The sequence below is a fragment of the Microbulbifer sp. SAOS-129_SWC genome (assembly GCF_039696035.1).
Taxonomy (GTDB): Bacteria; Pseudomonadota; Gammaproteobacteria; order Pseudomonadales; family Cellvibrionaceae; genus Microbulbifer.
In genome coordinates, this window is record NZ_CP155567.1 from 4584243 (window position 1) to 4598090 (window position 13848).

The following is a 13848-nucleotide window of genomic DNA, read 5'->3' on the forward strand; positions in this document are numbered from 1 at the left end:
CTGTCGATGTCCGCACTTGATGAAGATCCGCAACCCACTGGCACCCTGACCCTGCAGACCCAGACCATGCCCCGCGACACCAATCCCCAGGGTGATGTGTTCGCCGGCTGGCTGATGTCGCAGATGGACGTGGCCGGCGCCATTATGGCCCAGGGGATCGCCCGCGGCCGGGTGACCACCGTCGCCGTCGGCAGTATGGTCTTCCTGCGCCCGGTTCCGGTTGGCTCCACCGTCAGCTGCTACGCCGAGGCGGTGGAAGTGGGGCGCTCGTCGATACGTACCATGGTGGAGGTCTGGCTGACCCGGGTCGATTCCGGCGAGCAGGTGAAGGTGACCGAGGGCGAGTTTGTGTTCGTCGCCATAGACGACCACGGACGCACGCGTCCGCTGCCGTAACCGCCCCCGCGGCTGACCCGCCAGCCGCCGTTTCCCCCGATATCAGCAACCGTTCGCGCGCCACGGCGCCCAGCGATCCAGCTGTGTTATCCACAAGCCGCGGCAGCCCTGTTGCGCGCTCACAGCACCAGCTTGCCGGCGATCACCTTGATATTGCCGCGCAGGTCGCGCAACACCGTGTACTCATCCGTGCTCCGGATCAGGTTGCCGCGCAGCAGCACCCAGCCGTGTTTGCAGTCTATCTTGTGGGTCGCCACTGGCGCGCCGGCAACTGGCAGGGAACCGTCCAGGGACTGGGCCAGGTAGTCGGTGGTGTAGTCGATGCCACGACGTAGCTCTGCGTAGAAAGCGGACTGATTCCTCTGCTGCCAGTAGTCCAGATTCTTGGCTTTATCGCCCGCGGCGCCGCTGCCCGCCGACCAGTACTCGATCGAGTTGCGATACAGCAGTCGTCCGGAGGGTTCTCGCAATTCGGCGTTGATGTTGAACTTCAGCACGCCGAGACTGTTGGTGAGCTTGATCGATGGCTGCAGGCGCAGCTCCGCGCTGGCACCGCTGTCGTGGGCCGCGTAGCGCAACGAGTGTTCAAGAGCGAAGTTGGATCGCAGCATGTCGTCCACTATGTCCTCGCGCACGTCCCGCTGCAGAGCGCCGCTGGCGAGGCGCTCCAGCAGCGGCTTGGCCGGCAACTGCGCCTTGTCCTGCGCCGCGCTCTTGACCATCCCCGATGCGAGCAGGGAGCCGACCAGGCCGCTAACCGCACCGGCCGCTGCCACCTGCCCGGCGCTGGCCCCCGGGGATGACTGCACCGGATACTGCGCCGTCAGCAGTTCCGACGTAACGCCGGGATAGTAGCGCCAGGGCTCCGGCCGCACCTCTACCACCAGCGGCGCGTTCTCGAGCGGGTCGATTTCCAAGTAGAGCGTGGCGAGTGCGTTGACCGCCTCGGGATTGGCGGCGGAGATATGGTAGGTGGAATGGCTGGCACACCCCGCCAGCAGGACCCCGAGCAGGGTCGATGTAATGCGTTTTTTCATAAATTGCACCGGCAGCGGTGCGGGCCGCTGCCGTCATCCGGTCGTTGTTATAGTTTTTCCGGTGTTTCCTGCTGCGCCGTCGTCGCCTCGTCCGCGCCCTGTTTCAGCGCCAGACTGCTGCCGCTGGCGTTGCGCTTTGCCAGCGCACCGATGACGTCCTGCCGGGCCTGATTCATCACCACGTAAAAGGAGTTGGTCAGCCCGGGGAATTTCGGTTTTTCGTCCCACTCACCGTCGGCGTAGGCGGCGTGCGGCATGTTGGCGTACCACAGCAGCTGGTTGCTGGAGAGATCAATCAGCTCGCCGTGTACATCAAACACCGCGCGCGGCGCATCGGTGGGCACAAAACCGTAGTAAGGACGCGCCAGTCCAGTGCGGGTCGCGGTGAGCTTGAGCAGGTAGTCCACCCCGTATTGCTGCGCCATCGCGCGGTGATCCCTGGCGGCAAAGTAGGTTTGGTCCTTGCTGTCAGGATCCTTGAATTTTGCCATTTTCACGGCCTTTGCCGGCGCCTGCAGACGCACGACCTGGAAGCCCGCGCTCTCCAGGCTGTGGCTCAGGTCTTCAGAGACGGCGACGAATTCGTCCAACCCCTGACGCTCGATATTGTCAGTCAGCGCACTGGTGGCGGCACTGATGATCGCGTAATCGAGCAGACCGACATTGCCCTCCAGGGCCAGGCCCGGCTTTTCCGGCACCTTGAGCATCACCCCGACGCTCTTGCCCTTCTGCGTGTAAAAGCTCTGGTCCAGCGCCACCGGCGGCTGCGGTGTGGCACAACCGACCAGCGCAACCAGCGCGCAGATGGCAATCAGGCGAAACAGGTTTTTCATACGACCCCCCATTTTTTGATTTTATTGGCGTTCTGAAAGTGAACTAATAGACAATTATTCATTGTCTCGGGGAGGGTGAAAGGTGACTTATATGACTAACAGAAATTAACTAAATTAATTCTGTTTATTTTGCCAAGCCGTACGCACTTCCCGGACGCAGTGTTCACTGCGCCGCGGCGGAAGGGTATGCGGTTCGGTTTTTTGCCGTCCGGGCAACGCGAAATTCCCGTCTTTTCGCGCAAAGTGTGTACGGCGCGGCTAACGCTTTGCCGCGTCAGTCGGCGGTTCAATACGATCGGTACTGATAGACCGCGTCTGGTAATAGGCTTCCTCGCTGATACGGTGATAGGGGATTACCTGCGCTTTAAATGCCTTGTACGCCTTGTAAACGCGGGCAAACTGCGGATCTTCCGCCGCGGTTTCTTCCATGATCTGGTTGTTGATCTTTTTCAGGTAGGCGATGACATCGTCCGGCAGGCGGCGCAACTGCACACCGTGTTTCTGCACCAGCTCCTGCAGCGCGCGGTTGTTGCGCGCGGTGTACTCGTCGAGCATATCCTGGTTGGCATCGCGGGCGGCGGTGCGCACGATTGCCTGCAGGTCCGGCGGCAGCTTTTCGAACGCGGTCTTGTTGACGATAAATTCGAGGATCGAGCCCGGCTCGTGCCAGCCCGGGTAGTAGTAGTACTTGGCGATCTGGTAGAAGCCAAACGCCAGGTCATTGTAGGGGCCGACCCACTCGGTGGCGTCGATCACGCCGGTCTGCAGCGCCGTGTACAGCTCGCCGCCGGGGATGGTCACCGCGGTGCCGCCGGCGCGATTCAGCACCTCGCCGCCGAGGCCGGGAATGCGCATCTTCAGGCCCTTGAGGTCGTCGACGGAATTGATTTCCTTGTTGAACCAGCCCGCCATCTGCACGCCGGTGGAGCCGCCGGCCATCGGAATAAGGTCGAACGGTTCGTACAGTTCGCGCCACAGCTGCATACCACCGCCGTAGTGCAGCCAGCCGTTCATCTCCTGCGCGTTGAGGCCGAAGGGCACGGCGGTGAAGAACTGCGCTGCGGGAATCTTGCCCTTCCAGTAATAGGCCGCGCCGTGGCCCATCTGCGCGGCGCCGTCGGACACGGCGCCGAACACGCCCATGGCCGGCACCAGTTCGCCGGCGCCGTAGACTTTGATCTTCAGGCGCCCGTTGGACATGGCCGCCACTTTTTTGGCGAAACGCTCCGGCGCACTGCCCAGGCCGGGGAAGTTTTTCGGCCAGGTGGTGACGAGTTTCCACTCGAAGGTCTGCTGATCACTGCCCTTGGCGAAGTGCTGCACCGGGCCCTGTGCGGAGCGGGATACCACCAGCGCGCCGAAGGTGATGACCAGCAGCGCGAGCAGGCCGAGGATAACGGGGGGATACCAGTTGATTTTTTTCATCGCGTTTTTATTGTTTTACCGCTTTGGTTTTTCTTTTTAACGAGCGGCCCGCGGCCGCTCCCGGTGCTGCTTACCTCACAGCGGCTGTAATTTTGCCATGGCCACCACCAGCCACTTGCTGCCGGCATCGTCGAAGTTGACCTGCACCCGCGCGCGCGGGCCGTTACCCTCGAACTGCACCACGGTGCCCTCGCCGAATTTCCTGTGTTCCACGCGGCCGCCCAGCGCCAGCGGTGGCAGGTCGTCGAAGTCCGGCGCCGGATCGGAGAGCTGGCTGAGGTTACCCACCTTGCCGTATTCAGGCTGAAATAAGGGGCGCGAAATTTCCGTCTTCAGGCGTACTTCGTGCACGAGGTTGGGCGGAATCTCGCTGACAAAGCGCGACGGTGTATTGAAATTCTCCGTGCCGAACAGGCGGCGGCTCTCCGCGTAGGTGATGTACAGCTTGCGCATCGCGCGGGTGATACCCACGTAGCAGAGGCGGCGCTCCTCCTCCATGCGGCCCGGCTCCTGCGCCGACATCTTGTGCGGGAACAGGTTTTCCTCCACCCCGGCCATAAATACCAGCGGGAACTCCAGCCCCTTGGCCGAGTGTAGCGTCATCAGCTGCACCGCGTCCTCGAACTCGTCCGCCTGACCCTCACCGGCATCCAGCGCGGCGCTGTCGAGGAACTGGTCGAGCAGCGGGCGCTCCTCTGCCTCGGCCTCCTCGCCGGGCGGCTGGTCGATACCATCGAAAGCGCGGCAGGCGCTGACCAGTTCCTGCAGGTTCTCCACCCGCGTCTGGCCCTTCTCACCTTTTTCCTTGCCGTGAAACTCCAGCAGGCCGCTGGTCTCGATCACGTTTTCGGCGATCGCATCGAGCAGCTTGTCCTCGGCGTTGGCGGCAAGCGCATTGACCAGGTCGAGGAACGACTGCAGCGCATTGCCCGCGCGCGCCGCCAGCACGCGCTGCTGTAACATCAGCTGCGCCGCGCGCCACAGGGAGCAACCCTGCTCGCGGGCATAACTGCGCACCATCTCCACGGTGCGCGCGCCGATGCCGCGCGTCGGCGTGTTGACCACGCGCTCGAACGCGGTGTCGTCATCGCGGTTGCTGATCAGGCGCATGTACGACAACGCATTCTTGATTTCGAGGCGCTCGTAGAAGCGCTGGCCACCGTAGATGCGGTAGGGCACCTGTTCGCGCAGCAGGCCCTCTTCCAGCACCCGCGACTGGGCATTGGAGCGGTACAGGATCGCCACGCTGTCGCGGCGGTTGCCGTCGCGCACCCAGTCCTGGATACGCTCGACGATAAAGCGCGCCTCGTCCTGTTCGTTGTAGGCCGAATAGAGCGCGATGGGCTCGCCTTCCTCGCCCTCGGTCCACAACTCTTTGCCCAGGCGGCCGCTGTTGTTCTCGATCACCGCGTTGGCGGCCTTGAGGATGGTGCTGGTGGAGCGGTAGTTCTGCTCCAGGCGCACCGTCTGCACTTCGTGCATATCGCGCTCGAAGTGCTGGATATTCTCGATCTTGGCCCCGCGCCAGCCATAGATGGACTGGTCGTCGTCACCCACGGCCGTGATGCGGCTCTGGTCGCCGGCCAGCAGGCGCAGCCACGCGTACTGGATCGTGTTGGTATCCTGGAACTCGTCCACCAGGATGAACGGGAAGCGGCGGCGGTAGTGGGCCAGCACCGCATCGTTGTCGCGCAGCAGCTCGTGGGCGCGCAGCAGCAGCTCGCCGAAGTCCACAAGACCGCCGCGCTGGCAGGCCTCCTCGTAGGCGAAGTAGATGCGCACCATCGTCTGCAGCCACGGATCGCTGCCCGCCTGGATATACTGCGGGCGCAGGCCCTCGTCTTTCTGCCCGCCAATCCACCACTGGGTTTCCCGCGGCGGCCACTTCTTGTCGTCCAAGCCCAGGTCCGCCTGCACGCGCTTAATCAGGCGCAGCTGGTCGTCGCTGTCGAGGATCTGGAAGTTCTGCGGCAGTTTCGCTTCCTGCCAGTGGGCTTTCAGCAAGCGGTGGGCGAGGCCGTGGAAGGTGCCCACCCACATGCCGAAGGTGTTGACCCCCAGCAGCTCCTCGATGCGCGCGCGCATCTCCTTGGCCGCCTTGTTGGTAAAGGTCACCGCCATGATGGAGTAGGGCGAGGCACCCTCCACCTGCATCAGCCAGGCGATACGGTGTACCAGCACGCGGGTTTTGCCGGAACCGGCACCGGCCAGCACCAGCTGGTTGCACGGTGGCGCCGCCACCGCCTCGCGCTGGGCGTCGTTGAGGGGGTCTAGAATCTGAGATACGTCCATGGCGCCGATTGTACCAGAGCTACGGCGGGTTACCTGGCTAAATAAACAGGTTTTGTCTTACTTCTATCCAGGCTCGACAACATACACAGAGCCTAAATGCGCAGGCCCTGCCGGCGGGGGCCTTCCGGGAAACGGTTGCCGATGAGGCTGTTGAGCGGATGGCCACCGCCGGCAGGGCCGCCCGGAGGCTGTCCGGAAGCGACCCGGACCCGGCAAAGTGGCTCGCCAGCGGAGTGAGCAACCGCTAAACTGCGGTTCCTGGAGAGAGTAAGGAAGTCCCGTGAAGCCGGCGGAAGTCACGCAGAAAATCAGTGAACAGCTGTCCTCCATGCGCAAGTCCGAGCGCAAGGTGGCCGAATACATCCTCGCCAACCCGGATGAAATCATTCATATGCGCATCGTCGACCTGGCCACCGAGGCCCAGGTCAGCGAACCCACAGTGGTGCGCTTTTGCCGCGCGGTGGGCTGTTCCGGCTTCCAGGAGTTCAAGCTGAACCTGGCGCAGCAACTGGCCTCCAGCCCCAGTTTCGGCCAGATCGCAGTGACTGAAACGGACACCATCGCCGAGTACAAGCGCAAGGTGTTCGACTCCACCGTCGATACCCTGCTGAACGTGCGCGACAAGATCGATGCCCGTGCGCTGGAAGCCGCGGTCACCGCCATGGCCGCCGCCAGACGGGTCGAATTCTTCGGCTTCGGCGCCTCCGGTGCGGTCGCCATCGACGCCCAACACAAGTTCTTCCGCCTGCAGCTGGCCGCCGCCGCCCACTCCGATCACCATATGCAGAACATGTCCGCCATGTCGATGGAGCCGGGTGACGTGGTCGTGGCCATCTCCCAGAGCGGGCGCACCAAAGCACTGCTGCGCTCCATGACCATGGCCAAACAGCAGGGCGCCACCGTGATCGGCCTGGCCCCGAGCGGCTCACCGGTCGCCCGCCAGGCCACCATCCCGCTGGAAGTGGATGTGGAAGAGGATATCGAGATCTACACGCCGCTGTCGTCGCGTATCGCCCACCTGGTGGTGATCGACGTGCTCGCCATCGGTGTCGCCCAGCGCAAGGGCCCGCAGCTGCAGGAGCATCTGCTAAAGCTGAAGCAGGGGCTTTACACCCTGCGTGAAGACAAACACTGACAGACTGTGGGTAACTAGCTGTGGATAACAAAATCCAGCGGCAGGGATAATCACAGACCTGTCCACAGGGATTTCAGTGGGGGACCGCATGCAGGGAAGTGCCGATACCAGCGAACTCAGCGCCAGCAATCGAAAACTGATTTTCGCCACCGCCCTGTTACAGGGGCTGCTGGTGTACCTGCTGCAGGCCTGGCCCGCGGTCGCCGACTGGTCGCCGCTGTGGCGCTATCTCAGTTTCACCCTGGTACTGGCGCTGCCGCCAATGGCCATCGTCTCGGTGGCGCCGCGCCTGGCGCGCAGCTACTGGTGGCTGCTGCTGGGCTACGGCGCACTGCTGGCGCTGCTGGCCGCCTACCGCGGCAGCCAGTGTACGCCCGATGCACTGATCCACTGTAAAACACCGCTCAGCTTTATCCTGAGTATCGGCATCGCCTCGTTTATCGCCGCCTTCCTGCTGCGCGCCTGCGCCACCGGCAGCGCGCAATTGCGCCGCCCCGACTACCCGGCGCTGTTCCATTTCTCCTGGGACAACGCGCTCACCGCCGCCCTGACGCTGACCTTCGTCGCCATCTTCTGGCTGATCCTGTTTCTGTGGCAGGCGCTGTTCAAACTGGTGGGGATCAATTTTTTCCAGGAACTGTTCCGGCAGGACTGGTTCGCCTATCCCGTCAGTTGGCTGGTGGGCGGTTGCGGCGCGATTCTGTTCCGCGCCCAGCAGGGCTTTGTGCTCACACTCAAGCGGCTGCTGCGCACCATGCTGGTAGCGCTGCTGCCGCTGCTGGCGGTGCTCGTCATCGTGTTTCTGGCCACCCTGCCGGCAACCGGGCTGCAGCCGGTGTGGGACACCGGGCGCGGCAGTGCCCTGTTGCTGTGGCTGGTGGCGCTGCTGCTGTTTTTTACCAACGGCGTGATCCAGGACGAACAGCCGTTCAGCCGCTACCCGAAACTGCTCAACCGCATCCTGCTGCTGGCGCTGGCTGTGGCGCCGATTTACGCCCTGATCGCCCACTACGGCCTCTACCTGCGGGTAGTGCAATATGGCTGGACCCCCGAGCGGCTGTGGGGATTCACCGCCGCACTTACCCTGACCCTGGTGGCACTCAGCTACTGTCTCGCCATCCTGCGCCGCGGCGCGCACTGGACCGGCTGGCTGCGCAAGCTGAATACCGGCCTGGCATTCTGGGTCCTGGCCGTGTGTCTGGTAACCCAGTCGCCGCTGGCGGATTTCTGGAAGATCAGCGCCGACAGCCAGGTAGCGCGGCTGCAGGACGGCAGGGTGGCGGCGCAGGACTTTGATTTCTATTTCCTGCGCCGGCATTTGGGCCGGCCGGGGCTGGAAGCCATCCAGCAGCTGGCACAGCGCCCGGAGATCAGCGCCGATGCCAAGCTGGCGAGCTACCTGGGCAAGCTGCAGCAACCCGGCGATCCCCTGTGGAAACTGCGCGACAACCCCGCCGCGCAGGCGCAGCGCAATGCCGCACTCGCGCAGCTGCCGATCTATCCCGAGGGCGCGACGCTGCCTGTCGAGGTAACGAACAACCTGCAGCTGGTGTCCCGCCAGTGCAGTGGGCCGCAGCCGCGCTGCTTCTGGCTGCGCCAGGACATCAATGGCGACGGCGTCGATGAAACCCTGCTGTTCGCCGGCGCCCAGAGCCGGCGCCAGCAGATCATCCTGTTCACCCCGCGCGACAGCAGCAATGACACGGCCGCGCTGGCACCCGCGGCGGGCACGCCGCGCCTGTCCTACTACCCGCTGCCGGCGCCGATGGATTTTGCTGAACTGCGCAAGACCATCGCCAGCGGCAACTTCCGCACCGCACCCACGCGCTGGCAGGCGCTGTATGCGGGCGACACACTGCTGTTCGACCCGGGCGCCCGCTGACCGGCAACACCATAGCGCGGGGATTTCCGCCACCGGCGCTGGTGCCGTGTGTGCGCGGCCGCTATCATGCCGCGCGCACCCGCCCCGCCACCGACGCTGTACCGAGCTTTTATGTCATCCGCACCCAATTTCGCCGATCGCGCGCCGCCGCGCTGGCTGGCCCTGTGGCTCGCCGCACTGGTGGCACTGACGCCGTTTTCAATCGACAGCTACCTGCCGGCGATTCCCGCCATGGCCACCGCGTTGGGCACCGAAGTGGCGCGCGTGCAGCATTCGGTATCGAGTTTTCTGCTCGGCTTCGCCATCGGCCAGCTGCTCGGCGGGCCCCTGTCGGACAGATGGGGCCGCCGCACCGTCGGTACCATCGGCCTGGTGATCTATATCGCCAGCTCACTGCTGATCCTGTTCGCCAGCCACGTCGACCAGCTGATTCTGCTGCGTTTGTGCCAGGCGCTGGGCGGCGGTTTCGCCACGGTCATCTGCGCAGCGATCGTGCGCGACCTGTACAGTGGCCGCGACGCCGCGCGCATCATCTCGATGATCAGCACCATGATGCTGGTGGCGCCCCTGATTGCCCCGGTGATCGGCTCGGCACTGCTGGCCGCGAGCGGTTGGCAAAGCATCTTTATCTTCCTGCTGTGCTACGCCGCGGCGATGCTGCTGCTGGTGCGCGCCCTGCTGCCGGAGACGGTGTCGCGCTTTTCCCGCGCGCGGCGCCAGCGCGGGCCCAAACGCGACCTGGTGCGCAACTACAAGCAGGTGCTGGGCAACCGCCGCGCACTGGGCTTCCTGCTGGCGCAGGCCTGCGTCAGCGGCTCGATGTTTATCTATATCACCACCGCGCCGTTCGTTTTCATGCGCTATTTCGGCGTACCGGCCACACGCTTTCCGCTGTTTTTCGGCGCCTGCGTGCTCGGACTGATCTGTATGGTGCAGCTGAATATCCGCCTGCTGAAACGCTTCGAGCCGCGCCACATCCTGCTCGCCGGCATCACCCTGCAACTGATCGGCTGTGGCCTGTTGGTATTGGGTACGCTGCCGGAGGGCAAGCACCTGGCTCTGTGGATGGGGCCGCTGGTGATGGTCATGGCCTGTATCGGCATTACCGGCCCCAACGCAGCCGCCTGCTATCTGGAGTTTTTTCCACGCGTCAGCGGCAGCGCCAATGCACTCTACGGCGCCACCCTGTTTATCACCGGCGGGGTACTGGGCGGGCTGGTCAACACGCTGCACACCGGTACGCTGACCCCGATCGCCGCGGCCATGTTCACCTGCGCACTGGTGGCGCTGTCGTCGGCGCTGTTTATTGCCCGGGCGCGCGCGCCTATTGAGGTGGAAGTCCCTGCGGCCAGGCGCTACGTGCCACGTTGAGGGCTAGTCCCTGAGCAGCCCCTCTTCGCGCAGCGCCGCCTGCACACCGGGGCGCGCCTCCATGCGCTGCATGAACGCCTGCAGCCGCGGCCAGGCATCCGTAGCGATGTCCTGCTTGTTGAGCCAGGTAGCGAGGGTATAGAGGTAGGCATCGGCGACGGTGAAGGTATCGCCCATCAGGTAGTCTTGCTGTAACTGCTGTTCGATAAAGTCGAAACGCCCGGCGATAGCCTTCTTCGCGCGCGCCTTCTCCTCCTCTGCGCCATCCCAGAACAGCGGCACGAACGATTTGTGCACCTCGGCGGCGAGATAGTTCAGCCACTCCAGCAGCCGGTAGTGCTCCAGGGAGCCATACTCCGGCGCCAGCTGGCGGTCGGGCTTCTGCTCGGCGAGAAACTGCACGATTGCCACGCCCTCCGTCAGCAGCTCGCCGCCCTCCAGCTGCAGCACAGGCACATAGCCCTTTGGATTGATCTCGGTGAAGTCGGCGCCACTGGCCAGCTTGTGTTCGCCCAGATTCACTTTTGCCAGCTCCAGCTCAATGCCGGCTTCGCAGGCGACGATATGGGGCGACAGGGAACAGGCGCCGGGGGCGTAGAAGAGTTTCATCGGGAGCCTCATCGGGTAAAGGGGCTCCCAGCAGTATAGGTCCGGCCGGGTAGGTCCGGCCGGGTAGGTCCCGCCGGGTAGGTCCCGCCGGCTAGCTCCGGCCGGACAGAATCGTTAGGGCCCGCGCGGCCACCGGGACCGGCGGGCATCCTTTTCAGCCGCGGTGATGCGGCGCAGCGAAGTCCAGCTCTGGCCCTTTGGGCACTATGCCGGTGGGATTGATGTTCCTGTGGCTGGCGTAGTAGTGCGTCTTGATATGGTGGAAATCCACCGTGTCGGCGACGCCCGGCCACTGGTACAGCTCGCGGGTGAAGCCCCACAGGTTGGGGTAATCGGCCAGACGCTGTTTGTTGCACTTGAAGTGGCCGTGGTAGACGGCGTCGAAGCGGATCAGCGTCGTGAACAGGCGCCAGTCCGCTTCGGTGATTTGGTCACCGGTCAGGTAGCGGTCGCGGCCAAGGCGTCGCTCCAGCTGCTCCAGGGCACCGAACAATCGCTCATAGGCGTGCTCGTAGGCCTCTTCGGTGGTCGCAAACCCTGCGCGATAGACACCGTTATTTACATTTTCGTAGACAATCTCGTTGGTTGCGTCGATATCACCGCGCAACGGCTCCGGATAGTAGTCGTCGCGGTTGCCGGTCAGATCATCGAAGGCGCTGTTGAACATGCGGATGATCTCCGCCGACTCGTTGCTGACGATGCACTCGCGCTGCTTGTCCCACAGCAGCGGCACGGTGACGCGGCCGCTGTAGTTGGCGCGGTTCTTTGTGTACAGCTGGTAGAGAAAATCGCTGTTATACAGGTGGTCGCCGCTTGAGCCCTCATCGGTGTCGAAAGTCCAACCGTGCTCGAGCATGTAAGGACTCACTACCGATACACCGATGTAATCCTCCAGCCCCTTGAGCTTGCGGAAGATCAGTGTGCGGTGTGCCCAGGGACAGGCCAGCGACACGTACAGGTGGTAGCGGTCTTTCTCCGCGGCAAAGCCACCCTCCCCGCTGGGACCGGCGCTGCCATCGGCAGTGATCCAGTTGCGCAGTTGCGCGGCTTCGCGCACAAACTCGCCCTCGCTCTTGTCAGTGTCATACCAGCGGTCCTGCCACTGGCCGTTGACCAGTAAACCCATGGGGCCTCCTCGTTAATTCAGGGAGTAGCGTATGTATCGGGAGTATTGAGTGGGCGCGGCCGCCGTGGCCGCCGCGCCCCGGGGGGCAATCTCAGCGATTGCGGCGGAAGAGATGGTCCAGGCTGAAGCGGCCGGCACCGGCGCAGGCGACGTAGATGAAGCCACCGGCGATGGTCACATTCTTGAAGAAATTGATCATCTGGCCCTGGTCAGCGGGATGATAGTGGAACAGCCAGGCCGCCAGCAGCGAGAACACCGCCAGTCCCAGCGCCGCCCAGCGGGTCAGGAAGCCGAACAGTATGGCGAGGCCGCCACCCAGTTCCGCCAGGATCACCAGCGGCAGCAGCCCACCGGGCACGCCCACTGACGCCATATAGCCCTGGGTAGCCTCGTAGCCGCCGATCTTGCTCCAGCCGAAGCTAATAAACATGACTGCCATCAGCACGCGGCCGAGCAGTTTGGCGAGATCGCAGGTTAATGCAGTATTCGTTTCTGAATTCATTTCTGAACCCTCTCTGTGAGATCAATCGATCAGTGTTAGTGAAACTGCGTTTAGTGTAGTTCTATTATTTACTGTGAAAACCGCAAAATATCGCCAGTAACTTTCGATTTTATAAATATTTGTCGCGGGAGACCGCTGCACACTCACTCCAACGGCCCGAGACAATCGCGCAGCGCACCGATCAGCAGGTTGGCAGCCGGACCGCAGCGGTCGATATCCGCGTACACCAGATAGACGGTGACATCGCGTTCCCACGGCTCCTCGGTGGACAGCGGCAACAGCCGGTCGGCGGACAGCGACTCGCGGATGCGGGTCTGTGGCAGCCAGGCGAACCCCAGGCCGCGCTCGATCAATTCCACCGAGGTATGGACGTTGGTCACCGTGATGCGCTGGTCGGAGCCGAGCCAGCCCGCGTCCTGGCGATTCCTGGCGGCGGAGTCGCGCACGACAATCTGCCGGCAGGCTTTCAGGTCCTCGCGCGTAACGGGGCGTCCCAATTGATGCAGCGAGTGACGCGGGTGCGCCACCGGCACGAAACGGACTCTGGTCAATGGCTCGCCGACAAAGCCCTGCGGCACCTGGGTGGTGAGGATGAAGTCGGCCTGCTGTTGTTGCAGCAGTTCCTCGCCGCCGGACAACACCGTCTCGCGCAGCTCGATGCGGGTATGCGGGTATTCGCCGGCGCAGCGCTCAATGGCGTTGAACAGGCACTCGTAATCGAACAGCACATCCACCGCCAGCGTCAGTACCGGCTCCTCGCCACTGGAAAGGCTGGCGGCGACGGATTCCAGCGCCTCTGCCTCGTCGAGCAGGCCGCCGGCGCGGGCCAGCATAATGCGCCCGGCATCAGTCAGCTCGGCCTTGCGCCCGCGCACCTCCAGCAGTGACACACCGAGGCTCTCCTGCAACTTGTGCACTGCGTGGTTGATCGACGACTGGCTCTTATGCACCGCCTGCGCAGCCTGGGAAAAGCCGCCGTGTTCCACCACCGACTGAAACATGCGCCACTGTTCCAGAGTTACCTTGGCCATCTGCACTCCTATGCGTTGGTCGAGCGGGGTAATCCGCGGGTTGTGGAGCTGTAGAAAGCTGTGCCCGCTACTTTGTCCACAGGCCGGGAAAACCCACCAGAGCTTATATAGTCCTATTGGTCGAGGAATTCGAATATAAACAGCGAATTTTTGCCATTTTATGTCGAATTCATCGACTTATACTGTGGGCAAAATCACGGGAGGAACCG

The 13848-nt window shown here is 63.4% G+C and carries 12 protein-coding genes; 4 read left to right on the forward strand and 8 right to left on the reverse strand.

Annotated features, from left to right (window positions below):
• Positions 1-6: 6 nt before the first annotated feature.
• Entirely contained in the window at positions 7-396 is a 390-nt protein-coding gene (locus ABDK11_RS19600; protein WP_346838222.1) for an acyl-CoA thioesterase, read from the forward strand.
• Positions 397-515: 119 nt separating this feature from the next.
• On the opposite strand, the gene ABDK11_RS19605 is transcribed toward ABDK11_RS19600, so the two are convergent.
• The 4 genes from ABDK11_RS19605 to uvrD all read right to left on the reverse strand — a co-directional run bounded on the left by ABDK11_RS19605 (position 516) and on the right by uvrD (position 5983).
• A complete protein-coding gene (locus tag ABDK11_RS19605) occupies positions 516-1433 on the reverse strand; it encodes a hypothetical protein (protein ID WP_346838223.1) in 918 nt (305 codons plus the stop codon).
• 47 nt (positions 1434-1480) lie between these two features.
• Entirely contained in the window at positions 1481-2266 is a 786-nt protein-coding gene (locus ABDK11_RS19610) for a hypothetical protein (RefSeq protein ID WP_346838224.1), read from the reverse strand.
• Positions 2267-2524: 258 nt separating this feature from the next.
• On the reverse strand, positions 2525-3691 hold the full coding sequence (locus tag ABDK11_RS19615) for a TRAP transporter substrate-binding protein (RefSeq protein WP_346838225.1): 1167 nt from the start codon (positions 3689-3691) through the stop codon (positions 2525-2527).
• Between the two features lie 75 nt (positions 3692-3766).
• On the reverse strand, positions 3767-5983 hold the full coding sequence (uvrD, locus tag ABDK11_RS19620; RefSeq protein WP_346838226.1) for a DNA helicase II: 2217 nt from the start codon (positions 5981-5983) through the stop codon (positions 3767-3769).
• A gap of 280 nt (positions 5984-6263) precedes the next feature.
• On the opposite strand from uvrD, the gene hexR reads away from it, so the two are divergent.
• From hexR to ABDK11_RS19635, 3 genes are all read left to right on the forward strand, one after another.
• Entirely contained in the window at positions 6264-7118 is an 855-nt protein-coding gene (hexR, locus tag ABDK11_RS19625) for a transcriptional regulator HexR (protein WP_346838227.1), read from the forward strand.
• An 88-nt stretch (positions 7119-7206) separates the two neighbouring features.
• Positions 7207-9000, forward strand: a complete 1794-nt coding sequence (locus ABDK11_RS19630) for a DUF4153 domain-containing protein (protein WP_346838228.1) — start codon at positions 7207-7209, stop codon at positions 8998-9000.
• A 111-nt stretch (positions 9001-9111) separates the two neighbouring features.
• Positions 9112-10371, forward strand: a complete 1260-nt coding sequence (locus ABDK11_RS19635; RefSeq protein WP_346838229.1) for a multidrug effflux MFS transporter — start codon at positions 9112-9114, stop codon at positions 10369-10371.
• 3 nt (positions 10372-10374) lie between these two features.
• Here the strand turns inward: ABDK11_RS19635 and gstA are convergent, their stop codons facing one another.
• The 4 genes from gstA to ABDK11_RS19655 all read right to left on the reverse strand — a co-directional run bounded on the left by gstA (position 10375) and on the right by ABDK11_RS19655 (position 13639).
• Entirely contained in the window at positions 10375-10980 is a 606-nt protein-coding gene (gene gstA / locus ABDK11_RS19640; protein ID WP_346838230.1) for a glutathione transferase GstA, read from the reverse strand.
• A 154-nt stretch (positions 10981-11134) separates the two neighbouring features.
• Positions 11135-12106: a glutathione S-transferase family protein gene (locus ABDK11_RS19645; protein ID WP_346838231.1), complete on the reverse strand. Its 972-nt coding sequence runs from the start codon at positions 12104-12106 to the stop codon at positions 11135-11137.
• A 91-nt stretch (positions 12107-12197) separates the two neighbouring features.
• Complete coding sequence (locus ABDK11_RS19650; protein ID WP_346838232.1) at positions 12198-12608, reverse strand: DoxX family protein; 411 nt, start codon at positions 12606-12608, stop codon at positions 12198-12200.
• 143 nt (positions 12609-12751) lie between these two features.
• The gene (locus tag ABDK11_RS19655; RefSeq protein ID WP_346838233.1) at positions 12752-13639 is read right to left on the reverse strand and encodes a LysR family transcriptional regulator; all 888 of its coding nucleotides are present in this window, start codon (positions 13637-13639) and stop codon (positions 12752-12754) included.
• Between the last annotated feature and the right edge of the window lie 209 nt (positions 13640-13848).

Excerpts from the sequence above, each read along its gene's own strand:
- ABDK11_RS19600 (WP_346838222.1), top strand. The coding sequence starts at position 7 with ATGTCCGCACTTGATGAAGATCCGCAACCCACTGGCACCCTGACCCTG.
- ABDK11_RS19605 (WP_346838223.1), bottom strand. The coding sequence starts at position 1,433 with ATGAAAAAACGCATTACATCGACCCTGCTCGGGGTCCTGCTGGCGGGG.
- ABDK11_RS19610 (WP_346838224.1), bottom strand. The coding sequence starts at position 2,266 with ATGAAAAACCTGTTTCGCCTGATTGCCATCTGCGCGCTGGTTGCGCTG.
- ABDK11_RS19615 (WP_346838225.1), bottom strand. The coding sequence starts at position 3,691 with ATGAAAAAAATCAACTGGTATCCCCCCGTTATCCTCGGCCTGCTCGCG.
- uvrD (WP_346838226.1), bottom strand. The coding sequence starts at position 5,983 with ATGGACGTATCTCAGATTCTAGACCCCCTCAACGACGCCCAGCGCGAG.
- ABDK11_RS19630 (WP_346838228.1), top strand. The coding sequence starts at position 7,207 with ATGCAGGGAAGTGCCGATACCAGCGAACTCAGCGCCAGCAATCGAAAA.
- ABDK11_RS19635 (WP_346838229.1), top strand. The coding sequence starts at position 9,112 with ATGTCATCCGCACCCAATTTCGCCGATCGCGCGCCGCCGCGCTGGCTG.
- gstA (WP_346838230.1), bottom strand. The coding sequence starts at position 10,980 with ATGAAACTCTTCTACGCCCCCGGCGCCTGTTCCCTGTCGCCCCATATC.
- ABDK11_RS19645 (WP_346838231.1), bottom strand. The coding sequence starts at position 12,106 with ATGGGTTTACTGGTCAACGGCCAGTGGCAGGACCGCTGGTATGACACT.
- ABDK11_RS19650 (WP_346838232.1), bottom strand. The coding sequence starts at position 12,608 with ATGAATTCAGAAACGAATACTGCATTAACCTGCGATCTCGCCAAACTG.
- ABDK11_RS19655 (WP_346838233.1), bottom strand. The coding sequence starts at position 13,639 with ATGGCCAAGGTAACTCTGGAACAGTGGCGCATGTTTCAGTCGGTGGTG.